Source organism: Microbacterium sp. JC 701 (genome assembly GCF_021026215.1).
In the GTDB taxonomy this organism is placed as follows: Bacteria; Actinomycetota; Actinomycetes; order Actinomycetales; family Microbacteriaceae; genus Microbacterium; species Microbacterium algihabitans.
Window position 1 is genome coordinate 339380 of sequence record NZ_JAJNCV010000002.1, and the last position, 22179, is coordinate 361558.

The following is a 22179-nucleotide window of genomic DNA, read 5'->3' on the forward strand; positions in this document are numbered from 1 at the left end:
TTGATCTATTCCGTCAACGGCATCCATCGGTGCCTCCGAATATTCTCGCGCTCCGGATGCCGAGACGCTACGGCACCGCGGGACCGGTGTAGTCGGCGAGCAGCGGAGGAGGCAGGGGGCCTTTGATGCGTCGGCCCGACCCGGTCTCCTCCCACGCGTGGGCGAGGATGCCGACGGATCGCGCCAGCACGAAGAGTCCTCGCGCGAGCTCGGGCTCGACGCCGAGCTCGCCGTACACGATCGCCGAGATGCCGTCGATGTTCATCGGCACACGGCGCGACGACAGCGCCTTCTCGATCGCGAGACCCGCGCGCAGGTGGTCGCCGGAGACGGCCCCGGATGCCACGGCGTCCTCCACGAGGGCGAGGAGCGGATCGCGGCGCGGATCGACCGGATGGAAGCGATGCCCGAACCCGGGGACGAACGCTTTTCGCGCGCGGTGCTGCGCGAGCTCTTCGGCGGCGAGGTCGTCGAGGCGGCGCCCCTCGTCGACGTGCGCCCGGACCATGCGGTTGAGCATCGCGACGCACTGCTGACCGGCACCGCCGTGGGTGTCGCCGAGCACGTTGATGCCGTTCGCCATGGCCGAGTTGATGCCGACGCCGCAGGTGGCTGCCATCCGTGCGCTCGCGATCGACGGCGCCTGGGGCCCATGATCGACGCTGGCCACGAGCGTCGCCTCGAGCAGGCGTCCGCGCTTCGGGTCGAGATCCTCGCCGGTGACCATCAACCAGATGGTCTCGACGAACCCCGCTGTGCGGATGAGATCCTGCACGGGTCGACCGCGGAAGGCGATCTCCCCCGGCTGGATGCGGGTGATGGCGGTCGCCCACCACGCGGTGACGGGGGCCAGCTGATCGTCGCTCATACGGCGCCTTCCTCGTGCAGGGCGGCGACCTCGTCGGCGGTGTAGCCGAGGGCAGCCAGGATCTCGTCGGTGTGCTCGCCGAGCAGAGGCGGGGCGGTGACGGGCGCGGAAGGAACCCCGTCGATCCGGATGCCGTTGCCCAGAACGCGCAGCGGTTCGTCGCCGCCGCCCGGGAAGGGCAGCTCGTGAACGAGTCCGCGCTCGCGGATCTGGGGACTGCGGAGCATCTCGTCGACGCGGAGGACGGCCGCTGCGGGCACCCCCGCCGAGCTCAGCACGTCTTCCCACTCCGTGGCAGACCGTGCCGCCAGCGCCGCTTCGAGCTCGGCGGTCAGTGCTGCCCGGTGCGCCTTGCGGCTCTCGCGTTCGGCGAAGCGCTCGTCGGCGACGAGGTCGGGCCGATCGACAAGGGTGCACAGCACCTCGAACTGCTCCTGCTTGTTGGCGGCGATGTTGAGCATGCCGTCACCGGTCGCGAAGGCCCCCGAGGGGGCGGCCGTTCCGTTGTCGTTGCCCAGCGGGCGCGGCTCGTGACCGTCGACGAGCAGGTTCGACACCACCCAGCCCATCGCGGTGACCGCGGTTTCGAGCATCGAGACATCGATCACCGCGCCCACTCCGGTACGGGCGCGCCCGGCGAGCGCGCTCGAGATCGCGAACGCCGCCGCGAGCCCGCCGATCGTGTCGGCGAGCGGGAAGCCCGCGCGCAACGGCCCCGTCTCGTCGGTGCCGGTCACGCTCATCATCCCCGAGTACCCCTGGATGATCTGGTCGTACGCCGGCTTCGTACGCATGGGGCCGGTCTGGCCGAATCCCGACACCTGGCACAGGATGAGGCGGGAGTTCAGTGCGCGCAGGGCATCCCACCCGAACCCCAGCCGCTCGAGCACGCCGGGACGGAAGTTCTCGACGAGCACGTCGGCCGTCGCCACCAACCGACGGAGGGCTTGGGCGCCGCCGGGCGTCTTCAGGTCGAGCGTGATCGATCGCTTCTGCGCGTTCTGCGCCAGGAACGAGATGCCCAGCAGCTGGGCGTTCAGCTCGGCCGACGTCCCGAGGCGGCGGGCCAGGTCGCCGCCGTCGGGGGTCTCCACCTTGATGACGTCGGCGCCCATCAGCGCCAACTGGTAGGCCGCGTAGGGGCCCGCCAGCACGTTCGTCAGGTCGAGGACGGTCACTCCCGCCAGGGGCCCCGACGCCGTGGCATCCGTCATGCGGCGACCCTCTGCTTCCGCGCCGCGCGCACCCTCGTGAAGACGACCCCCACGATGGCCAGGGCGAGCACCGCGTACAGCGTGATCGAGATGGGACTCGACACCAGGATGCCGGCGTCGCCCTCGCTGACCGCCATGGCGCGGCGGTACTCGGTCTCGGCCAGCGGCCCGAGGATGATCGCGATGAGCATCGGGGCGACCGGCAGACCGTAGCGGCGCATCAGGAAACCGAGCAGACCCACGACGAGGACGAGCACGAGGTCGAGGATCTTGCTGCTCGTGGCGTACACGCCCAGCATCGCGAACACCGTGATCCCGGCGTAGAGGTAGTGCTTGGGCACCTTCAGCAGCTTCGCCCACAGGGGTGCGAACGGCAGGTTCAGGATGAGCAGCACGACCATGCCGACGAAGAAGCTCGCCAGCAGCGCCCAGACCAGATCGGGCGCCCGCTCGAACAGCAGCGGTCCCGGCTGCAGACCGTACTGACGGAACGCCGCCAGGAGGATGGCGGCCGTCGCCGAGGTGGGCAGGCCGAGGGCGAGGAGGGCGCCCATGGCGGTACCGGCCGTGGCGTTTCCGGCGGCCTCGGGGCCGGCGACGCCCTGGATGGCTCCGCGGCCGAACATGGGCTTCTTGCGGCGAGCGTCGAGCTTGCGCTCCGTGCCGTAGGCCAGGAAGGTCGGCACCTCGGAGCCGCCGACGGGGATGATGCCGAAGGGCACGCCGATCGCCGTGCCGCGCAGCCACGCGGGCAGCGCCTGGCGGAGCTCGCGGAACGACAACCACAGGCGCCCGCTCGAGGCGAGCAGCTTCGTGTCGTCGGGGGTGCCGCGGCGTCCGGCGACGCTGAAGACCTCGCCGAGAGCGAGGAGGCCGACCGTGATCACCACGATGTCGATGCCGTCGAACAGCTCCGGAAGGCCGAACGTGAAGCGTGATGCGCCCGACGCTCCGTCGATGCCCACGACCGAGATCGCGAGGCCGATCGCCAGGGCCGCGAGGCCCCGCACCACTGAGTCAGTGACGACGGCCGAGATCGCCACGAAGGCGAAGACGGCGAGGGCGAGGTACTCGGCGGGGCCGAAGAGCGTTGCCAGCTCGGCGAGACGCGGGGCGAAGAACACCACGAGGATCGAGGCGATGATGCCGCCGATGAAGGCACCGATCGCAGAGGTCGCGAGGGCCTGCGCGGCGCGTCCGCTCTTGGCCATGCGATGACCCTCGATGGAGCCCGCGATCGCGGTGCTGTTGCCGGGGGTGTTCATCAGGATGCCGGCGATGGAGTCTCCGAAGAGCCCACCGAACAGCACTCCGGCGAACATGATGAACGCGCCGATCGGGTCGAGCGAGAACGTGACGGGCAGCAGCAGCGCGACCGCCATCGCCGAGCCGAGGCCCGGCAGGACGCCGACCGCTGTGCCGAGGACGGCGCCGATGAGCACCCACAGCATGTTGATGGGGGTGAGGACGACGGCGAAGCCCTCCCCCAGGTTGACCAGCGCATCCATCAGAAGAGGCCCTCCAGGATTCCAGGCGGCAGGTTGAGTCCGAGACCACCCGAGAAGGCGATCTGCACGATGGCGGAGATCGCCAGGGAGAGGAAGATGTCGAAGACCGGGCGGCGGCTGCCGAGCGATCGGGCGATGCCCCAGAACAGGAAGGCGCCCGAGAGCAGCCATCCGAGCGGGGTGAGGGCCGCGATGAACACGATGACGGTGCCGACGGCGCCGACCAGAGCCCACAGGTTGCTGCGCGGACGCACCGTGGGCGCCTCCGGCTCACGCCCCTCCACGGCTGCGATGAGCGCCTCGTCGTCGATGTCGACGTCGTTCTCCTGCGCTGCGGCGTCGGCGACCTCGACCGGCTCGGGCCGGCGGATCACGTCGAGGGCGAGGAGCACGGCCAGCACGATCACCGCGGCGGCGACGATGGCGGGGAACAGCTGCGGACCCGGAGGAGCCGTGTTCGCCGGCACGGTCATGGTGAGCGTGCCGACGACGAGGCCGATGCCCACCAGCAGCATGATCGCGGGGACGACGAGTCCGGTGCGACGGCGCCAGAACCCGTCGGAGGCGCGGGCGCGATGCGTGCGCGGGACGGTGGGGATGACGCCGCTCACAGGCCCAGCTCCTCGATGATGGCGTCGACGCGCGCTTGGTCTTCTTCGATGAAGGTCGCGAACTCGGTGCCGGTCAGAAGCGCGTCGCGCCAGCGATTGCGCTCCAGCACCTCTTCCCATTCGGGAGTCGAGGCCATCTGCTCGACGATGGCGACGAGTTCGTCGCGTTGGTCGTCGGTGATGCCGGGAGGGGCGACCAGCCCGCGCCAGTTCGGCAGGTTGACGTCGACGCCCTGCTCGATGAAGGTCGGGATGTCGATGCCCGGCACCGGCTCCGCGGCCGAGACGGCCAGCGCACGCAGGCGGCCCGCTTCGATCTGGTCGCTGAAGTCGTTGTATCCGCTCACGCCGACCGCGACCGTGTTCGACAGGAGGGCGGTGAGCACCTCGCCGCCACCGGCGTACGAGACGTAGTTGAGCTCGGCCGGGTCGATGCCCGCGGCCTTCGCCGTGAGGCCGGTGAGCAGGTGGTCGGTGCCGCCGATGCCACCGCCGCCGACGGCCTGACCGTGGGGGTTCTCGCGCCAGGCCCGCACGAAGTCGTCGAGCGTCTGGAAGGGCGAATCCGCGGGGACGATGAAGACGATGTAGTCCTCCGCGAGCCGCGCGATCGGGGTTGTGTCGGCGAGGCTGGCGGCCGAACCGTTCGCGGTGATCGCGCCCTCCATGACGGTGCCGGTCATCATGAGGTTCGTCGGATCGGCGCCGAGCTGCACGAACTGGCCGAGGCCGATCGTGCCGCCGGCTCCGGGCACGTTCACCACCTGCACGTTGTTGACGACCGAGGTCGAGCGCAGGACCTGCTGCGATTCGCGAGAAGCGAGATCCCACCCGCCGCCGGGCGCAGCCGGGGCCATGATGGTCAGTTTGGTCCGTGGATCGGCACCCGCGGTCGAGCCGCTGGCGTTCACCGCGGCCACGCCGACGAGGGCGGCGGTGGCAGCGATCCCGAGCGCGTTCCATAGGACGCGTCTGGTTCTCACGTCGTCACTCCTTCGTGATCTGGTGGAGACTGGGGTGTCCATCTAGTGGACTCCGATGTCCACCTGACGGTACACTCGATCTCAGAGCGGGCGCAACCGGTGCGACGCGAGAGGGATGACGATGTCGGCGAGCAACGAGAGCGGCGAGACGTCCGTCGCCGAGGGTGGCGGCGTCCGCGCCGTGACCCGGGCGTTCCAGGTGCTGCAGAGCTTCACCGCCGATCGACCGATGCTCTCGGTCGCCGAGATCGTGCGCGACAGCGCCCTCCCCCGCACCACCGTGCTGCGGATGATCGACACCCTCGTCGGGGAGCGCATGCTGCGACACGCGGCCGACGGCCGCATCACCGTCGGCGCACGCCTGATCCGTCTCGCTGCGTTCGCCGAGGCGGCGTGGGCCGTTCCCGAAGAGACCGCGGAGCGCATGACGCGCCTCGCGCAGGAGACCGGTGAGACCGCGAGTCTCTACGTGCGCAGCGGCATGCGCCGCGTCGCCGTCGCGCAGTCGCCGAGCCCCTACTCGCTCCGCCACGTCGTGCAGGTCGGCGACGAGATGCCTCTCCTGGTCGGCGCCTCGTCGACTCTGCTGGTCGCCGCGAGCGGTCCGGATGCCGCGGAGCAGGTGCTCGCATCCGCCCCGGTCGACCAGCTCTCCGGTGTCGAGGCCGCGGCGTTCCGTAAGGCCGTGACCGAGGCCGCCCGCGACCGTCACGCCGTCTCGCACGGGGCGCGCGAACCCGGCAACAGCGGCGTCGCCGTGATCGTGCGCGACGGCGACGACCGTCGACCCGCGGTGGTGCTGGGTCTCGGCGGACCCACGGCGCGCTTCACCGAGGAGCGCGTGAGCGTGTTCCTCGAGGCGCTCGAGGCCGCGGCATCCGATCTGCAGCACACCGGTCTGCCACCCGCACTCGACTGAATCCACCCCGACGAGAGGACCGCCCGACGATGAGCACTCTTTCCGAAACCGCGGAGTATCCCCCGCCCGGCGCCTACGCTGCCGCCACGATCGGCGATGCGATGGAGCGCTTCGGGATCGCGCGCGGCATCTCGCCGCTGTGGGCGGGTGCGGTCGTCTCGGGCCCCGCGGCCACCGTCCTCACCCGACCCGGTGACAACAAGGGAGTGCACGCGGCGTTCGAGGTCATCCGCGCCGGTGAGATCCTCGTGGTCGACGGTGGCTCCGACGACACGCGGGCCCTGATCGGAGAGCTCGTCGCCGAGAAGGCGAAGGCGCTCGGGGTGGCCGGCATCGTGCTCGACGGCGCCGCCCGCGATGCCGTCGAACTGCGGGAGGTGGGCGTTCCCGTGTTCGCGCGGTCCGTGACCCCCGCCGGGCCCTGGAAGACCGGTCCCTACCGGCTGGGCGAGACGGTCGCGCTCGGCGGCGTGCCCGTGGCGCCGGGCGACTGGGTCGTCGGCGACGCCGACGGAGTCGCGGTCGTCCCGCGCGAGCGCATCGCCGAGGTCACCGCCGCCGCCGACGAGCTCGTGCGCGGCGAAGCCGAACGCCGAGCCGCGAATCGCGCTCTGACGCCCCGTGGCTGAGACCAGTGCCGGCCGGCCGGTCGTGTGGATCCCCCGCGAGGTGCACGCCGACGCGGTAGCCGACCTCGAGACGTGGGCCGACGTGCGCCGCGGCTGGGGCGCTGAGCCCGCGGACGAAGACGCGGTCGCTCCCCTCGTGCAGGGGGTTCTGCTGCGCACGGCCCGCCTCGATGCGCCGCAGCTGAGCCGCATGCCGCGATTGCGCATCGTGGCGCGCCACGGCGTCGGCACCGACACCGTGGACACGGCGTTCGCTCGAGAACACGGCATCCGGATCACGACGACCCCCGAGGCGAACGTGCTCTCGGTCGCCGAGCACGCCATCGCCTTGCTCCTGGCTGTGCGGCGGGGCATCGGCGCCGCCGTGAGCGGTCGGGGAGATCGCGCCGATTTGATCGGGGGTGAGCTCAGCGGGTCGACGCTGGGTCTCATCGGCTTCGGACGCATCGCGCGGCACGTGGCGCGGATCGGACAGGGCGGGTTCGCAATGCGCGTTCTCGCGTACGACCCGGGTCTCAGCGACGAAGAGGTGCGGACGGCAGGCGCCGAGCCGCGGTCGCTCGACGAGCTGCTGGAGCAGTCCGATGCGGTGAGCGTGCACGTGCCGCTCGTCCCGGCGACGCGCGGCCTGCTCTCCACCGCGCAGTTCCGGCGGATGCGGTCGCACGCCGTCGTGCTCAACACCTCGCGCGGTGGAGTCGTCGACGAGTGTGCGCTGTTGGCGGCGCTCGAGACGGGCGAGGTCGCCGGTGCGGGTCTCGACGTCTCGGAGGTCGAGCCGATGCCCGCCGATCATCCGCTCCGCAGTCGCGCCGACGTCGTCGTGACCCCGCACATCGGGGGGCAGACGCGAGAGGCCATGCGTCGGGTCGCGATGGAGGCGGCAGTCTCGCTGCGCGCGGAACTCGCCCCCTAGTGCGTCACGCCGTCGGCTTGTCGACCGCCCCGCCGAAGCGGCGGTCGCGCGACTGGTAGTGCCCGATGGCTTCCCACAGATGCGTGCGGCGGAAATCGGGCCAGAGGGTGTCGAGGAACACCATCTCGGCGTACGCCGACTCCCACAGCAGGAAGTTCGAGGTGCGCTGCTCGCCGCTCGAGCGCACGAACAGGTCGACGTCGGGCATGTCGGGCTGGTACAGGTTCTTGCGGATGAGCTTCTCGGTCACGGCCGACGGCTTGAGCTTGCCCGACGCGATGTCGTCGCCGATGCGGCGCACGGCATCCACGATCTCGACCCGACCGCCGTAGTTGACGCACATCGTCAGCGTCAGCGTCGAGTTGCCCTCGGTGAGGCGCTCGGCGTGCTGAAGCTCCTTGATGACCGAGCCCCACAGGCGCGGCTTGCGGCCCGACCAGCGGATGCGCACACCCCACTCGTTGAGCTGATCGCGGCGGCGGTGCAGCACCTCGCGGTTGAACCCCATGAGGAAGCGCACCTCGTCGGGTGAGCGCGACCAGTTCTCGGTGGAGAAGGCGTAGACCGACAGGTGCTTCACGCCCGCCTGGATCGCGCCGGCGACGACGTCGAGCAGAGCCGCCTCGCCCGCACGGTGGCCCTCGACGCGGGTGAGTCCCTGGCGGTTGGCCCAGCGACCGTTGCCGTCCATCACGATCGCGACGTGCTCGGGAACCGCGCCCTTCGGAAAGGCCGGCGGGTACTCGCCCGTCCAGTCGAGGGGGCGGTACGGCACGGCGTCGCGGTGCGTGAACGGCTTGGGTGTCATCGATGCGACTCCAGGTGCGAGAGGGAACGGATGCCGCGCTCCAGGTGGAACTGCGCGTAGGCGGCCACGAGGCCCGAGGCCGCCGCCGTCGTGCGTCCGGGGGCGGCGTCGATGGTGTCCCATTCCCCCGCCATGAGGGCGCGGAGCATGTCGACCGTGTCGCGCGCGACGCGCGGCGAGCCCGCCGGGGCGCAGGTCGAGCAGACGACGCCGCCGAGCTGCGGGAGGAAGTAGTCGTGGTCGCCGACGGTGCCGCAGCGCGCGCACTCGGTGAGCCCGGGAGCCCAGCCCGACAGGGCCATGGCGCGCAACAGGTACGAGTCGAGCACGCTGCGCTCGGAGTGCTCGCCGCGGGCCAGTGACCGCAGCCCACCGACCAGCAGCAGGTACTGCTGGGGCGTCGCCTCGGCCTCGTTCAGGCGATCGGCGGTCTCGACCATGGCGCTGGCGGTCGTGTACACGTCGTAGTCGGCCACGATCTCGGCCCCGTACGAACCCAGCGACTCGGCCTGCTGCACGATGTCGAGGTTGCGTCCCTTGAACAGCTGCACGTCGGCGACCATGAACGGCTCGAGGCGCGACCCGAACTTCGACGAGGTGCGGCGCACGCCCTTCGCGACCGCACGGATCTTGCCGTTGCGGCGACTGAGCAGGGTGAGGATGCGGTCCGCCTCCCCGAGCTTGTGGGTACGCAGGACCACGACCTCGTCGCGGTAGGTGGGCACAGTCCATTATCGGCCCGCCCACCCGTGAGCGGCCTGCGCAGCGCCGTGGCACGCCGCTTGGATCAGCGGGGGGTCGCCGCTCTCTGCTGCAGGGGCCACGACCCGTCGGGAATCGGCAGGTCGGGGCGGGTGTGCTGCAGGAAGTCGATCAGCTGAGGGTAGCCCAGCATGAGTCGGGTCGCGCCGAATCGGGTCGTGTCCTCCGTCTTCGCGAGGATGCCGCCGAACCGGTCGCCGGGGTTGGGCTCCAACCGCGTGATCTCAGCCACCGGCACCGCGTTCGGTCCGCGCACCAGACCGAACGACCACACCAGGTCGGGGGCGACCTCCAGTCGCATGCGTTTCATCCCCCGCGCCAGGAACACGAAGAGGATGCCGCCGACGAACATCGCCGCCCCGGCGATGACCATGCTCGTCTCGGGGTCCTTCACCCCCGCCGCGGCCAGGAGCAGGATGCTGCCGAGCACGATGACCGCGACGCCGACCGTGCGGATCAGGACGCGCTGCCACTTCCGGGTCGACACGACGAACAGCACGCCCTCTCGTGTCGCCCGCGCCGTCGCCGCCGACGGTGAACGTCGGATGATCGCCGTCACGATCGCGGTGATGGCCCCCGCGATGAGCATGGCCACCGCCACGCTCGAATTCGCCCCCCAGTGCATCGGCAGTCTCCCCCGGCGACTCGTGGTCGCATCGACGTTCCGGGCGCACCGAATCGGCCCCCTGCCCTCGATGAAAACGCATCCCAGCTGCTCGCGCTCTCGCTGGACGGCGACCCGGCCCGGGTGCTACACACCGCGGGCACCACGGTGACCCGCGTATCTCCATCGCCGCGCACGCGCCTCCGCACGCCGATCGCGCGCGTCCCGGAGAATGGATACCGTGAACGAGTCCGTCTTCGTCATCCCGCTGTGGGCGGATCTCACCGCCGTCGCCCTGGGCGGTGTGCAGGGTGCGCTGTTCGCCTCCGGCTTCCAGGGCCAGCGGCGCCTCGACCTGCTCGGGGTGGCGATCATCGGAATCCTGCTCGGAATGGGCGGTGGTCTCATCCGCGACCTGCTGCTGGGGCTCACCCCCGCGACCCTGCAGAGCAACTGGTACCTCATCACCGCGACGCTCGCCTCGATCGTCGGCATGCTGCTGTCGGGGATCTTCCAACGCCTGAACCGCGCGATCGTCATGCTCGACGCGGTGGTGATCGGGCTGTTCGGCGCGTTCGGCACCTCGAAGGCGCTCGCCCTCGGCATGCCGGCCGTGCCCGCGGTGTTCGTCGGCGTGCTCGCCGCGGCCGGGGGCAGCGTGCTGCGCGACGTGCTCATGGGCCTGCCGGTCGCCATCATGCACGTCGGCTCGCTCTACGCCGTGGCGGCCGGCGGCGGATGCGCGGTGCTGGCGACCGTCGCGGCGTTCGGCGTGCCGCTGCCGGTCGCCGCCGTGATCGGCGTGGCGGTCACGACGGTCATCCGCGTGCTCGCCGTGCTGTTCGACCTGTCACTGCCCGAGCAGCGCAAGCTCTACCGCCGCAAGGTCGCGGTCGAGACCACCGGCATCCCGATCATCCGCATGGATGAGCCGGAGTGAGCCGGGCTCTGACCCCCGCGCGCGTCAGCCGAGCGGCGTGACCTCGTCGCCGACCCGGATCGTGCCTCCATCAACGACCGGCAGCAACAGGATCCCCAGCGTCGGCTCCGACTGACCGAACTCCGTCGTCAGCACCCGCAGCAGCCGGGCGTCGCGCACACCTGTGTCGGGGTTCGCGGTGATCGCAGCGCAGCGCTCGATCGGCTTCTGCACCTCGAACTCCACCTCGCCGATCCGCACGCGGCCGTGCCACTCGAGCTCGGCCCACGGCGCGGTGCCGCCGAGGACGATGTTCGAGCGGAAGCGGCGGTCGTCGACGGGCGCCGGCACCGCGGCATCCACCTCCTCGACCGAGGCCGCGCCGTGCAGCGAGATGAATCCGCGCGGTCGGTCCTGGAAGCGTGCGGTGCGGCCGTCGCCGAGAAGACCGAGGGGCAGGATGCCGTCGGCCTCGAGCAGCTTCGCATCGCTCGTCGTGCGCAGGTAGGCGGTGATCGCCGCGCTGAGTCGGGCACGGCCCTCGTCGCTGAGATCGGCGGTGACGTCGATGTCGTCGACCTGCAGCCGCAGCGTCAGCGCCTCGTCGTCGAGGGTGAGGTCGACGCGCGCCAGCGTCGGGAAGGTCATGAGCGCGAGTCCGCGGCTCTTGGGGAACGTGGCATCCGCCGGCTCGAGGGCATCGGCGAAGCGGAAGACGAGCGAGCGGTCGCCCTGCACGCGGCCGTCGTCCTGGATGACGAGGCTGTCGCGCTTCTCGGGCGTGAAGCCCTTCACGGGATAGCGGTAGAGGGCGTCGACGCGGATCACGGTTTCATCCTCGCATCGACGCCCCCTCGCGATCACCAGCGGGCGAGAACCTCGCCGTGCGGCAGCAGGATCCACCCGTCGGGGTGCGCGGCCCACTCGCGCCACGCGTCCGAGATGCGCTGCAGCTGCGCGTCGTCGGCGAGACCGAGCCGCTTCGCATGCCCGGCGAACGCCGAGGCGAGTACGCGGTCGGCCCACATGCCGCCCCACCACGCGCGCTTTTCGGGCGTGTCGAACACCCACACGCTCGCGCTCGCCTCGATGCGGGAGAAGCCCGCCTCGCGCGCCCACGCCTTGAGACGCCGACCCGCATCGGGCTCGCCCGACGATCCGCGGTGCACGCCGTGATAGATCTCGAGCCAGTCGTCGAGGGCGGGGATGAGCGGATGCCAGATCACCCCGCCGTAGTCGACGTCGCGCACCGCGACGAGGCCGTCCGGCCCGGCGACGCGGCGGAACTCCCGCAGCGCGTCGACCGGCCGATCGAGGTGCTGCAGCACCTGGTGGGCGTGCACGACGTCGAACGAGGCGTCGGGCACGTCGAGGGCGTAGGCGTCGCCGGTGCGGAAGGTCACGTTCGTGCGCTCCCCCGCGGCGGCGCGGGCCACCTCGACGACGTCGGACGCGGCATCCACCCCGACGACCTCTCCCGGGAAGACCCGGTCGGCGAGGTCGACGGTGATGGAGCCGGGGCCGGCACCCACATCGAGGATGCGGGTGCCGGCGGACAACGAAGACACCAGGTAGGCCGCCGAGTCGGCGACGGTGCGTACCGCGTGGGAACGCAGCACGCTCTCGTGGTGTCCGTGGGCGTAGGCCACGGTCGTCTTCTTTTCGGTGCGGGTCAGACGCCGGCCAGGGCGCCCGAGTCCTGACGGGTGCGGATCGCGCGGTTGACGCCCGACACGATCGCCTTGAGAGACGCGGTCGAGATGTCACCGTCGATGCCGACGCCCCACAGGCGCTGGTCGTCGACCTGCAGCTCGACGTAGGCCGCGGCCTGCGCGTCGCCGCCCGAGCTGAGAGCGTGCTCGACGTAGTCGTACAGAGTCACATCGAACCCCTGCGCGCGCACGATCTCGAGGAAGGCTGCGACGGGACCGTTGCCAACGGCCGAAGCCGGGTGCGTGGTGTCGCCGTCGCGCAGCGACACGTCGAGGTGCACGTCGCCCGACATGTCGCTCGACGAGCGCGTCGACAGCAGCTCGAAGCGGCCCCAACGCTGGTCGTCGACCGTCGACGGCAGGTACTCGTCGTTGAAGATGTCCCAGATCTGCGCGCTCGAGACCTCGCCGCCCTCGGCGTCGGTGCGGGCCTGCACCACGCCCGAGAACTCGATCTGGAGCTTGCGGGGCAGGTCGATCGCGTGGTCGGCCTTCAGCAGGTAGGCGACGCCGCCCTTGCCCGACTGCGAGTTGACGCGGATGACGGCCTCGTACGACCGGCCCAGGTCTTTCGGGTCGATCGGCAGGTACGGAACCGCCCACTCGATCTCGTCGACGGTCTTGCCCTCGGCGGCCGCGCGGGCTTCCATCGCCTCGAAGCCCTTCTTGATGGCGTCCTGGTGCGACCCGCTGAACGCGGTGAAAACGAGGTCGCCGGCCCAGGGGCTGCGCTCGGGAACCGGCAGCTGGTTGCAGTACTCGACGGTGCGCTTGACCTGATCGATGTCGCTGAAGTCGATCTGCGGGTCGATGCCCTGCGTCAGCAGGTTGACGCCCAGGGCGACCAGGTCGACGTTGCCCGTGCGCTCACCGTTGCCGAACAGGCAGCCCTCGATGCGGTCGGCCCCGGCCATGTAGCCCAGCTCCGCGGCGGCCACGGCGGTGCCGCGATCGTTGTGCGGGTGCAGCGACAGGATGACGTTCTCGCGGTGGTTCAGGTGACGCGACATCCACTCGATCGAGTCGGCGTAGACGTTGGGAGTGGCCATCTCGACCGTGGCGGGCAGGTTCAGGATGACCTTGCGCTCGGGGGTCGGCTCGAAGACCTCGAGCACCTCGTTGCAGATGCGCAGGGCGAACTCGAGCTCGGTTCCCGTGTAGCTCTCGGGCGAGTACTCGTAGTAGACCTCGGTCTGGGGAATCGTCGCCTCGTACTTCTTGCACAGGCGCGCGCCCTCGAGCGCGATGTCGACGATGCCCTGCTCGTCGGTGCGGAAGACGACCTCGCGCTGCAGCACGCTCGTGGAGTTGTACAGGTGCACGATGGCCTGCTTGGCGCCGGCGATCGCCTCATAGGTGCGGGCGATCAGGTGCTCGCGCGCCTGCGTCAGCACCTGGATGGTGACGTCGTCGGGGATCAGGTTCTCGTCGATGAGCTGACGGACGAAGTCGAAGTCGGTCTGGCTCGCGCTCGGGAACCCGACCTCGATCTCCTTGTAGCCCATCTTGACCAGCAGGTCGAACATGACCCGCTTACGCTCGGGGCTCATCGGGTCGATCAGCGCCTGGTTGCCGTCGCGCAGGTCGACGGCGCACCAGCGGGGTGCGACCTCGATGCGCTTGGACGGCCACGTGCGATCGGGCAGGTCGACCCGGATCTGCTCGTGGAAGGGACGGTACTTGTGCACCGGAGCGGACGTGGGCTTCTGGGTGTTCTTCATGATGTGTCGCTTCTTTAGATTCGTTCGGTGGGGCCGACGACGATCTCCGCGACGAGGAAGGCCCTTAGATCGAGGACTCGTCGCGGCAACTAAGAAGAAGCTGGCCACCGAAGCGCATGCAGCGATCGTAGCAGTCCCTCACGAGGCGCTCCGTCGGGCGGCCGCCCACTCGTGGTCGAGCACGGCGTACACGAGCAGGTCGCTCCAGCGGCCCTTGAACCACTCCTTCTCGACGAAGTGCGCTTCGCGTCGCATGCCGAGGCGCTCGGCGAGGGCCGTGGAGCGGAGGTTGTCGGCGTCGATCTGTGCGACGAGCCGGCGCAGGCCGTACACCTCGAAGGCCGTGTCGATGAGCGCGCGCACCGCTTCGGTCGCCAGACCCTGACCGGATGCCGCGGGGCTGACGACCCAGCCCACCTCGGCCGACCCGGCCTCGGCGTCGAGGTGGAAGAGCACGAGGTCGCCGATCACCGCGCCATCGTCGACGCGCTCGATCACGAGCATCACGCCGCCACGCTCGCCCTCGAGACTCGTCCCGCCCATCAGATGGCCGTTGCGGTGCCGGATGTCGTCGGGGGTCTGCGGCTGGAACGGGAGGTAGCGGCACACCTCGGCGTCACCGCGGTACGTCGCCATGGCGTCGAGGTCGCGCTCTTCGAACGGGCGCAGGCGCACCCGCTCGCGGGTCACCTCGAGGGTCTCGGGCGCCGGAGGGAGGACGAACGGCGACGCGCTCACGGCTGCAGGGCGACCTTGCCGCCCGGGTGGCCGTCCATGACGAACCGCACGGCCTCGACGGCCTCGTCGAGCGGGTAGGTGCGCGCGACGGGCACCTCGAGGGCTCCGGATGCCGCGAGCTCCAGCACCCGCGCACGCGCGATGTCGCGAAAGCGGGCGCTCTCGGGCCGTGCTCCGGCGATCCAGAGGAACCCGTCGGCCTTCGCGCGCTCGGGATCGACGATCGTCACGATGCGGTCGCGCTCCGCCACGAGGGCGAGCGAGACGTCGATGGCCTCGTCGGTGCCCACGGCGTCCCACGCGGCGGCGATCGGAGCGCCCTCGGCCGCCTCTTCGACGCGCTCGCGCAGGCCGTCACCGTAGGCCACCGGGATGCCGCCGTAGCGACGGACGCGTTCGGCCGAGTCCTCGGCATCCGGACCCACCGTGCCGATCACGCGGACGCCGAGCTCGCGCGCCTGCTGCAGGAGGCTCACACCCACCGCGCCGGAGGCGGCGTGCAACAGCACCGTCTCGCCCTCGGTGACGCGGGTGACCTGGATCATCTCGGCCGCGGTGGTGCCCGCGAGCAGGAGGTTCGCCGCCTCGGGGTGAGAGAGGGCCGCGGGCTTGGCGAACACGTCGCGGGCCGGAACCGTGATGTCGGTCGCGTAGGCGCCCTGCACGCGGAAAGCGACCACCTCATCGCCGACCGTCAGCTCACCGGAGCCGCCGAGGGTATCGGGGCCGACGGCCGTGACCTCGCCCGAGAGCTCGTAGCCGATCGGCACGGGGAACTCGGCGCCGGGACGCGCCGAGGCGACGTGCTTCGCGTCGGCCGGGTTGACGCCCGCCGCGTGGACGCGGATCGTGACCTCGCCCGAGCCGGGGGCCGCGACCTCGACCTCGTCGAAGCTCCACTGATCGATGGGCCCGGGAGCCGGAGCCGTCCACCTCTTCGCCATGGTCACGCCTTTCGTTTCGGGTCGTCGCCGCTGAGCGTAGCCCCCGGCGTCGGATGTCCTGCGGAAGCGCTCAGAAGCCGAGGCGCCCCAGCTGCTTCGGATCGCGCTGCCACTCCTTGGCCACGCGGACGTGGAGCGAGAGGTAGACGCGGCCGCCGACGAGCGGCTCGATGCCGGCGCGTGCGCGGGCTCCGACATCGGCGAGGCGCGAGCCCTTCTTGCCGATGATGATCGCCTTCTGGCTGTCGCGCTCGACGACGATGTTGGCCCACACGTCGGTGAGGTCGCTGTCTTCGCGCTCGGCCACGTCGTCGACGGTCACCGCGATCGAGTGCGGCAGCTCGTCGCGCACGCCGTGCAGGGCGGCTTCGCGGATCATCTCGGCGATGCGGTCTTCGAGCGTTTCGTCGGTCGTGACGTCGTCGGCGTAGAGGGCGGGGCCCACGGGCATGAGCGCGAGGAGCTCGTCGCTCAACACGTCGAGCTGATCGTTCGTCACGGCCGAGAGCGGGATGACCGCCGCCCAGTCCTCGCGCAATGCGTCGACCTCGACGAGGCGCTCGGTGATCTGATCACGCGTCGCGGCATCGGTCTTCGTCACCAGGGCGACCTTCTTCGCACGCGGGTAGCCCGAGAGCGACTCGGCGATGCGGCGATCGCCGGGGCCGACCTTCTCGGTCGCCGGGGCGCAGAACGCGATCACGTCGACGTCGCCGAGCACCTGCTCGACGAGGTCGTTGAGTCGCTGCCCCAGCAGGGTGCGGGGACGGTGGATGCCGGGGGTGTCGACCACCACGAGCTGGCCTCCCGGACGGTTGACGATGCCGCGGATGGCGCGGCGGGTCGTCTGCGGCTTCTCGCTGGTGATGGCGACCTTCTCGCCCACGAGGGCGTTGGTCAGCGTGGACTTGCCGACGTTCGGCCGGCCCACGAAGGTCACGAAACCGGATCGGGTGTCGGTCATCTGTCGTTCCTCTCACGCGACGAGGCGTCGGCCTCGGCGTCTTCATCGTCCATCGTCTCAGCCCGCTCCACGATCACCGTCGCGATTCCGCGGTTGCGGCCGCGCGAGGCTCCACCGGTCATGATGAGGCCGTCGTGCTCGGCGGTGGCTCCGGGCTGCGGGATGCGGCCGAGGGCCTTGCCCAGCAGACCGCCGATCGAGTCGACCTCCTCGTCGTCGAGCTCGAGGCCGAACAGGTCGCCGACCTCGTCGAGGCCCAGACGCGCATTCACGCGATAGCGGCCGTCGGGCAGTTCCACGACCTCGGTCGAGGGGGCGTCGTATTCGTCGGCGATCTCGCCCACGAGCTCTTCGATGAGGTCTTCGAGGGTCACGAGGCCCGCGACGCCGCCGTATTCGTCGACGACGAGGCACACGTGCACCGCGTCTTTCTTCATCTGCTGCAGCAGGGTCTCTGCCTTCATCGACTCGGGCACGAACACGGCGGGGCGTGCGATGCGGCGGATCGGCGCGTCGCGCCACCCCGCCTCGTCGCGGAAACCGAACTGCACCAGGTCTTTCAGGTACAGCACGCCCACGACGTCGTCGGCCTCGTCGTCGGTGAGGGGCACGCGCGACACGCCCTTCTCGAGGAACAGTGCGAGTGCCTCGCGGGACGAGGCCGCGGCATCCACGCTCACCATGTCGATGCGCGGCACCATCACCTCACGCACGTACGTGTCGGTGAAGTCGAACACCGAGTGGATGAGCTCGCGATCGTCTTCTTCGATGAGCTCGTTCTCGGTGGCCTCGTCGATGATGCTGAGCAGCTGCTCCTCCGACGCGAACGAGGTCGAGTGCGGAACGCCCGGGGTCACCCGGTTGCCCACCGCCACGAGGCCGTGGGCGAGCGGGCCGAGCAGAATGCGCATGCCGCGGATCACCGGAGACGCCCCGCGCAGCAGGCCGCGCGCGTGCTGGCGACCCACCGACCGGGGGCTCGCTCCGACCGCGACGAACGACATGCCCGTCATGAGAACGGCCGCGGTGATCACCGCGAGCCAGATGTTGTCGAAGATGAGCATGAAGGCGGCCGTGACGAGCACCGCGGCCGTCGTCTCGGCGAGAACGCGGATGAAGACCACCGCCGTCACGTGCGCGCTGGGGTCATCGGCGATGCGGCGCAGCGAGCGCGCGTTGCGCCCCGAAGAGCCGAGCTCGAGCAGGTCGGTGCGCGAGGTCACGCCCAGCGCCGCCTCGGAGGCCGCCATGAGACCGCCGAAGGCCACCAGCAGCAGTGCCGCGACGAGCAGCAGTGCTTCGGTCATGCGCGGCGTTGACGCTCGACGGCCTGGAAGCCGGTGATCAGTTCGCGCTGCAGGCCGAACATCTCGCGTTCTTCGTCGGGCTCGGCGTGGTCGAATCCGAGCAGGTGGAGCAGCCCGTGCGTGGTGAGCAGGATCAGCTCGTCGAGCGTGGAGTGCTTGGCGGCGACGGCCTGCGTCTCGGCCACCGCCGGGCACAGCACGATGTCGCCGAGCAGACCCGCGGGGGTCGGAGCGTCTTCGGATCCCGGACGCAGCTCGTCCATCGGGAAGCTCAGCACGTCGGTGGGGCCGGGCTCGTCCATCCACTGCACGTGGAGGGACTCCATGGCGCCCTCGTCGACGAGCACGATGGCCACGTCGGCGTCGGGGCTGACGTGCAGCTCCTGAAGGTTGTACTCCATGAGGCGCAGCAGCACCTGTTCGTCGACCTGGTGGTCGGATTCGTTGTTGATCTCGATCGTCATGAGCGGTTTCGTCTCGGGAGGTGATCGCGGGGACCGGCGGCACCGGGGCCGCGTCGCTCCGCACGGGTGGCGAATTCGGAGGCCTCGTCGCGCTCGCGTCGAGCGGCCAGACGCTTCTCGTCGTATTCGCTGTACGCGTCGACGATGCGCCCGACGAGGTTGTGGCGCACGACGTCGTCGCTGGTGAGGCGCGAGAAGTGGATGTCGTCGATGTCGTCGAGCACACGCGTCACCAGACGAAGACCGGACGCGCCCTGCGGCAGGTCGACCTGGGTGATGTCGCCGGTGACGACCATGCGGGTGCCGAAGCCGAGGCGCGTGAGGAACATCTTCATCTGCTCGGGCGTGGTGTTCTGCGCCTCGTCGAGCACGACGAACGAGTCGTTCAGCGTGCGCCCGCGCATGTAGGCCAGCGGTGCGACCTCGATCGTGCCCGTCGCCATGAGCTTGGGGACGATCTCGGGGTCCATCATCTCGTTCAGCGCGTCGTAGAGCGGCCGCAGGTAGGGGTCGATCTTGTCGGTGAGCGTGCCGGGGAGGAACCCGAGCCGCTCCCCCGCCTCGACGGCGGGACGCGTGAGGATGATGCGCGTGACCTCTTTGCGCTGCAGCGCCTGCACGGCCTTGGCCATCGCGAGATAGGTCTTGCCGGTACCAGCGGGGCCGATGCCGAACACGATCGTGTTCTCGTCGATCGCGTCGACGTACTCCTTCTGGCCCGCGGTCTTGGGCCGGATGGTCTTTCCGCGCGACGACAGGATCGCCTCGCCCATGACCTCGGACGGACGGGGTCCGCCGTCGGAGCGCAGCATCCGGTTCGAGCTGGTCACGTCGGCCGGGTCGAGGCCGTGACCCGAGCGGGTCATGCTGAGCAGCTCGTCGACGAGGCCGCGGGCGGCGCGTACCGCGTCGGGCGTGCCCGAGAGCGTGATCTCGTTGCCGCGCACGTGCACGTCGACGTCGGGGTGCTCCTTCTCGACCACGCGCAGCAGGCGGTCCTGCGGGCCGAGCAGTTGCACCATGGCCACGCCGTCGACCTCGATGCGGTCGGAGACGGTTTCTTCGGGGGAATCAGCCACCCAGGCTCTTTTCGTTCAGGCCACCCGCGAGGACGTGGGCGTGCACATGGAAGACGGTCTGACCGGCGCCCTCGCCGGTGTTGAAGATCAGACGGAAGTCGCCGTCGGAGTGCTCCGCGGCGACGGAGTTCGCGAGGCCGATGACCTCGGTGAGCAGGTCGGGCTCTCCCGCGGCGAGTTCGACGATGTTGCGGTACTGCTGCGTCTTGGGGATCACCAGCAGGTGCACCGGCGCCTGCGGCGCGATGTCGCGGATCGCGAAGGCGTTCTCGGTCTCGGCGACGATCTCGGCGGGGATCTCGCCCTGCAGGATGCGCGTGAAGATCGACGGTTCGCTCATGGCATCCAGTCTAGTGAGGGCCTCCGACACCGGGGCTCGGCCGTTCCGCCGATGCGCGGCGCGCGACACTCTCTCGGGGTTCGGGGCGGATTCCGTCGTTCGGGGCGCAGAATTCACGCCCCGATATGCGGAATCCGCCCCAAACCGGGAGATGAGAGAGCCGGGCGCCGACACCGCTGGTTCGGGGCGGGATCTGTTTTGCGGGGCGCACAATTCACGCCCCGACTTGCGGAATCCGCCCTGAACCGGAGAGAGGACCGCGAACCGCCGAGATCGCGAGCGGAGGGTCGGGTCACCAGCGCCCGTGCGCCGCCGAGAGCACCGAGATCGCCGCGGCACCCGCGGTCGAGGTGCGCAGCACCGTGTCGCCCAGGCGCACGAGTCGAGCGCCGGCGTCGGCCAATGCCGAAAGCTCCTCGGGTGCGATGCCCCCCTCGGGGCCGACCACGAGCACGACGTCGCGCCCGTCGGAGGCTTCCGCCGCGACGGACGTGAGACGGTCGGATGCCGAGGGCTCCAGCACCAGCACGAGCGAGGTCTCGGCGAGACGCACGAGGTCGGCCGTGCGGGCCACCGTCTCGACCTCGGGGATCCACGCCCGGTGCGCCTGCTTGGCCGCCTCGCGAACGATCGTGCGCCAGCGGGCGAGGCCCTTGTCGGCCTTCGCATCCCACCGCGAGACGCTGCGCGACGCCTGCCACGGCACGATCGCGTCGACGCCGAGCTCGGTCGCCGCCTGCACGGCGAGCTCGTCGCGGTCGCCCTTGGCCAGCGCCTGCACGAGAACGAAGCGCGGCGACGGTGCGGGCACGATCTCGCGGCCGGTCACCCGCACCTCGACCTGCTTCGGCGACGCCGCGGTGACGACGCCCGACAGCCAGGCTCCGCGGCCGTCGCCGAGCGTCACCGCCTCATCGACGCGCACGCGACGCACGGCGGCGGCGTGGTGCGCCTCGGATCCGGTGAGCTCGACGGTGTCGCCAGGCTGGGCGCCACCCGCCTCGTCGGTGACGAAGTGCAGCGCCACGGTCAGTGCCGGAAGCGGTCGCGGAACTTGCTGAACATGCCCTGCTGGTGCTCGGCCAGGCGCGGCTTGGGAGCCTTGGTGCGCTTGGCGAACTCCTCGATGAGGGCGCGGTCGCGGTTGTCGAGGCGCGTGGGCGTCACCACGTGCACGCCGACCTTGAGGTCGCCGCGCTGGGTGCCGCGCAGCGGGGTGATTCCGCGGCCCTTGATGGTCAGCACGTCGCCCGACTGCACGCCGGGGCGCACTTCGAGGTCGACGCTTCCGTCGAGGGACTCGATCGTCGCGTTTGCTCCGAGGATGGCATCCGGCATCGACACCTCGAGGGTTGCGACGAGGTCGTCGCCCTCGCGGCTGAACGCCTCGTGAGCCTCGACGGTGATCTCGAGGTAGAGGTCGCCGTTGGGTCCGCCCGCGGGGCCGACCTCACCCGAACCGGGCAGCTGCAGGCGCAGGCCCGACTCGACGCCGGCGGGGATGTCGACTGAGACCGTGCGGCGCGCGCGCACGCGGCCCTGGCCCTGGCACGTTCCGCAGGGGTACGGGATCGTCGTGCCGTGGCCCTGGCACACGGTGCAGGGGGCGCTGGTGACGACGTTGCCGAGCAGGCTGCGCACGGTGCGCTGCACGTGACCCGAGCCGTGGCAGATGTCGCAGGTGACCTCGCTCGTGCCGGGCTGCGTGCACGCGCCCTTGCAGGTCTCGCACAGCACCGCCGTGTCGACCTCGAGGTCGCGGTGGGCGCCGAAGACGACGTCGCCGAGCTGCAGCGTGACGCGCACGAGGGCGTCCTGTCCGCGCTCCCGGCGCGAGCGCGGACGGGGACCGCGACCGCCGCCGCCCGCTTGCGCGCCGCCGAAGAACGTCTCGAAGATGTCGCTGAAGCCGCCGAAGCCGGCTGCTCCCCCGCCACCGAACGGGCTCTGGTCGCCGCCCATGTCGTAGCGGCGGCGCTGCTCGGGGTCGCTCAGCACGTCGTAGGCGTGCGTGACGAGCTTGAAGCGCTCGGAGGCGTCTTCTCCCGGGTTGACGTCGGGGTGCAACTGGCGCGCCAGACGGCGGTACGCCTTCTTGATGTCTTCGGGGCTGGCGTCGCGTTCGACACCCAGGACCTCGTAGTGGTCAGCCACAATCGCCTTCCTGCC

Annotated in this window: 23 protein-coding genes and 1 pseudogene; 4 read left to right on the forward strand and 20 right to left on the reverse strand. The window is 70.5% G+C overall.

Annotated features, from left to right (window positions below; genetic code table 11):
* Positions 1–67: 67 nt before the first annotated feature.
* From LPW41_RS09510 to LPW41_RS09530, 5 genes are read right to left on the reverse strand one after another with little or no spacing between them, the layout of a single operon-like run.
* Positions 68–868 (reverse strand): citryl-CoA lyase, encoded by an 801-nt coding sequence (locus LPW41_RS09510; RefSeq protein WP_144833667.1) that lies wholly within the window; start codon positions 866–868, stop codon positions 68–70.
* On the reverse strand, positions 865–2082 hold the full coding sequence (locus LPW41_RS09515; protein WP_230704686.1) for a CaiB/BaiF CoA-transferase family protein: 1218 nt from the start codon (positions 2080–2082) through the stop codon (positions 865–867). Before LPW41_RS09515 ends, LPW41_RS09510 begins: the two co-directional genes overlap by 4 nt.
* Complete coding sequence (locus tag LPW41_RS09520; protein ID WP_144833671.1) at positions 2079–3590, reverse strand: tripartite tricarboxylate transporter permease; 1512 nt, start codon at positions 3588–3590, stop codon at positions 2079–2081. The genes LPW41_RS09515 and LPW41_RS09520 overlap by 4 nt, the downstream gene beginning before the upstream one ends.
* Positions 3590–4201, reverse strand: a complete 612-nt coding sequence (locus LPW41_RS09525; protein ID WP_230704687.1) for a tripartite tricarboxylate transporter TctB family protein — start codon at positions 4199–4201, stop codon at positions 3590–3592. Before LPW41_RS09525 ends, LPW41_RS09520 begins: the two co-directional genes overlap by 1 nt.
* Complete coding sequence (locus LPW41_RS09530; RefSeq protein WP_230704688.1) at positions 4198–5184, reverse strand: tripartite tricarboxylate transporter substrate binding protein; 987 nt, start codon at positions 5182–5184, stop codon at positions 4198–4200. Before LPW41_RS09530 ends, LPW41_RS09525 begins: the two co-directional genes overlap by 4 nt.
* 121 nt (positions 5185–5305) lie before the next feature.
* Here LPW41_RS09530 and LPW41_RS09535 point away from each other — a divergent pair, with 121 nt between their 5' ends.
* From LPW41_RS09535 to LPW41_RS09545, 3 genes are read left to right on the forward strand one after another with little or no spacing between them, the layout of a single operon-like run.
* Positions 5306–6103, forward strand: a complete 798-nt coding sequence (locus tag LPW41_RS09535; RefSeq protein WP_222123932.1) for an IclR family transcriptional regulator — start codon at positions 5306–5308, stop codon at positions 6101–6103.
* Positions 6104–6132: 29 nt separating this feature from the next.
* Complete coding sequence (locus tag LPW41_RS09540; protein WP_144833677.1) at positions 6133–6732, forward strand: RraA family protein; 600 nt, start codon at positions 6133–6135, stop codon at positions 6730–6732.
* Positions 6725–7648 (forward strand): hydroxyacid dehydrogenase, encoded by a 924-nt coding sequence (locus LPW41_RS09545; RefSeq protein ID WP_222123933.1) that lies wholly within the window; start codon positions 6725–6727, stop codon positions 7646–7648. Before LPW41_RS09540 ends, LPW41_RS09545 begins: the two co-directional genes overlap by 8 nt.
* Positions 7649–7652: 4 nt before the next feature.
* On the opposite strand, the gene LPW41_RS09550 is transcribed toward LPW41_RS09545, so the two are convergent.
* The 3 genes from LPW41_RS09550 to LPW41_RS09560 form a co-directional block, all read right to left on the reverse strand.
* Positions 7653–8456: an isoprenyl transferase gene (locus LPW41_RS09550; RefSeq protein ID WP_144785182.1), complete on the reverse strand. Its 804-nt coding sequence runs from the start codon at positions 8454–8456 to the stop codon at positions 7653–7655.
* Positions 8453–9181 carry a DNA repair protein RecO gene (recO, locus tag LPW41_RS09555; protein WP_144833678.1) on the reverse strand — a complete coding sequence of 243 codons (729 nt, stop codon included), beginning with the start codon at positions 9179–9181 and terminating at the stop codon, positions 8453–8455. The genes LPW41_RS09550 and recO overlap by 4 nt, the downstream gene beginning before the upstream one ends.
* Positions 9182–9243: 62 nt before the next feature.
* On the reverse strand, positions 9244–9819 hold the full coding sequence (locus tag LPW41_RS09560; RefSeq protein ID WP_154096586.1) for a hypothetical protein: 576 nt from the start codon (positions 9817–9819) through the stop codon (positions 9244–9246).
* A 244-nt stretch (positions 9820–10063) separates the two neighbouring features.
* On the opposite strand from LPW41_RS09560, the gene LPW41_RS09565 reads away from it, so the two are divergent.
* Positions 10064–10762, forward strand: a complete 699-nt coding sequence (locus LPW41_RS09565) for a trimeric intracellular cation channel family protein (protein ID WP_144833682.1) — start codon at positions 10064–10066, stop codon at positions 10760–10762.
* A gap of 24 nt (positions 10763–10786) precedes the next feature.
* Here the strand turns inward: LPW41_RS09565 and LPW41_RS09570 are convergent, their stop codons facing one another.
* The 12 genes and pseudogenes from LPW41_RS09570 to dnaJ form a co-directional block, all read right to left on the reverse strand.
* Complete coding sequence (locus LPW41_RS09570) at positions 10787–11569, reverse strand: MOSC domain-containing protein (protein WP_154096585.1); 783 nt, start codon at positions 11567–11569, stop codon at positions 10787–10789.
* Between the two features lie 32 nt (positions 11570–11601).
* A complete protein-coding gene (locus tag LPW41_RS09575) occupies positions 11602–12390 on the reverse strand; it encodes a methyltransferase domain-containing protein (protein ID WP_154096584.1) in 789 nt (262 codons plus the stop codon).
* Between the two features lie 23 nt (positions 12391–12413).
* Positions 12414–14174: a 2-isopropylmalate synthase gene (gene leuA / locus LPW41_RS09580; RefSeq protein ID WP_154096583.1), complete on the reverse strand. Its 1761-nt coding sequence runs from the start codon at positions 14172–14174 to the stop codon at positions 12414–12416.
* 138 nt (positions 14175–14312) lie between these two features.
* The gene (locus LPW41_RS09585; RefSeq protein WP_222121701.1) at positions 14313–14912 is read right to left on the reverse strand and encodes a GNAT family N-acetyltransferase; all 600 of its coding nucleotides are present in this window, start codon (positions 14910–14912) and stop codon (positions 14313–14315) included.
* On the reverse strand, positions 14909–15856 hold the full coding sequence (locus tag LPW41_RS09590; protein WP_230704689.1) for an NADP-dependent oxidoreductase: 948 nt from the start codon (positions 15854–15856) through the stop codon (positions 14909–14911). The genes LPW41_RS09585 and LPW41_RS09590 overlap by 4 nt, the downstream gene beginning before the upstream one ends.
* Positions 15857–15926: 70 nt before the next feature.
* Positions 15927–16814, reverse strand: a pseudogene (gene era, locus LPW41_RS09595) (GTPase Era); the annotation flags it as partial.
* A 2-nt stretch (positions 16815–16816) separates the two neighbouring features.
* Positions 16817–18127 carry a hemolysin family protein gene (locus tag LPW41_RS09600; RefSeq protein WP_144833694.1) on the reverse strand — a complete coding sequence of 437 codons (1311 nt, stop codon included), beginning with the start codon at positions 18125–18127 and terminating at the stop codon, positions 16817–16819.
* A complete protein-coding gene (gene ybeY / locus LPW41_RS09605; protein ID WP_144833696.1) occupies positions 18124–18591 on the reverse strand; it encodes an rRNA maturation RNase YbeY in 468 nt (155 codons plus the stop codon). Before ybeY ends, LPW41_RS09600 begins: the two co-directional genes overlap by 4 nt.
* Positions 18588–19613 (reverse strand): PhoH family protein, encoded by a 1026-nt coding sequence (locus LPW41_RS09610; protein WP_230704932.1) that lies wholly within the window; start codon positions 19611–19613, stop codon positions 18588–18590. Before LPW41_RS09610 ends, ybeY begins: the two co-directional genes overlap by 4 nt.
* A gap of 49 nt (positions 19614–19662) precedes the next feature.
* Positions 19663–20010, reverse strand: a complete 348-nt coding sequence (locus LPW41_RS09615; RefSeq protein ID WP_230704690.1) for an HIT domain-containing protein — start codon at positions 20008–20010, stop codon at positions 19663–19665.
* A gap of 292 nt (positions 20011–20302) precedes the next feature.
* Positions 20303–21037, reverse strand: a complete 735-nt coding sequence (locus LPW41_RS09620; protein WP_230704691.1) for a 16S rRNA (uracil(1498)-N(3))-methyltransferase — start codon at positions 21035–21037, stop codon at positions 20303–20305.
* A gap of 2 nt (positions 21038–21039) precedes the next feature.
* On the reverse strand, positions 21040–22164 hold the full coding sequence (gene dnaJ / locus LPW41_RS09625; protein WP_144833702.1) for a molecular chaperone DnaJ: 1125 nt from the start codon (positions 22162–22164) through the stop codon (positions 21040–21042).
* Positions 22165–22179 lie beyond the last annotated feature (15 nt).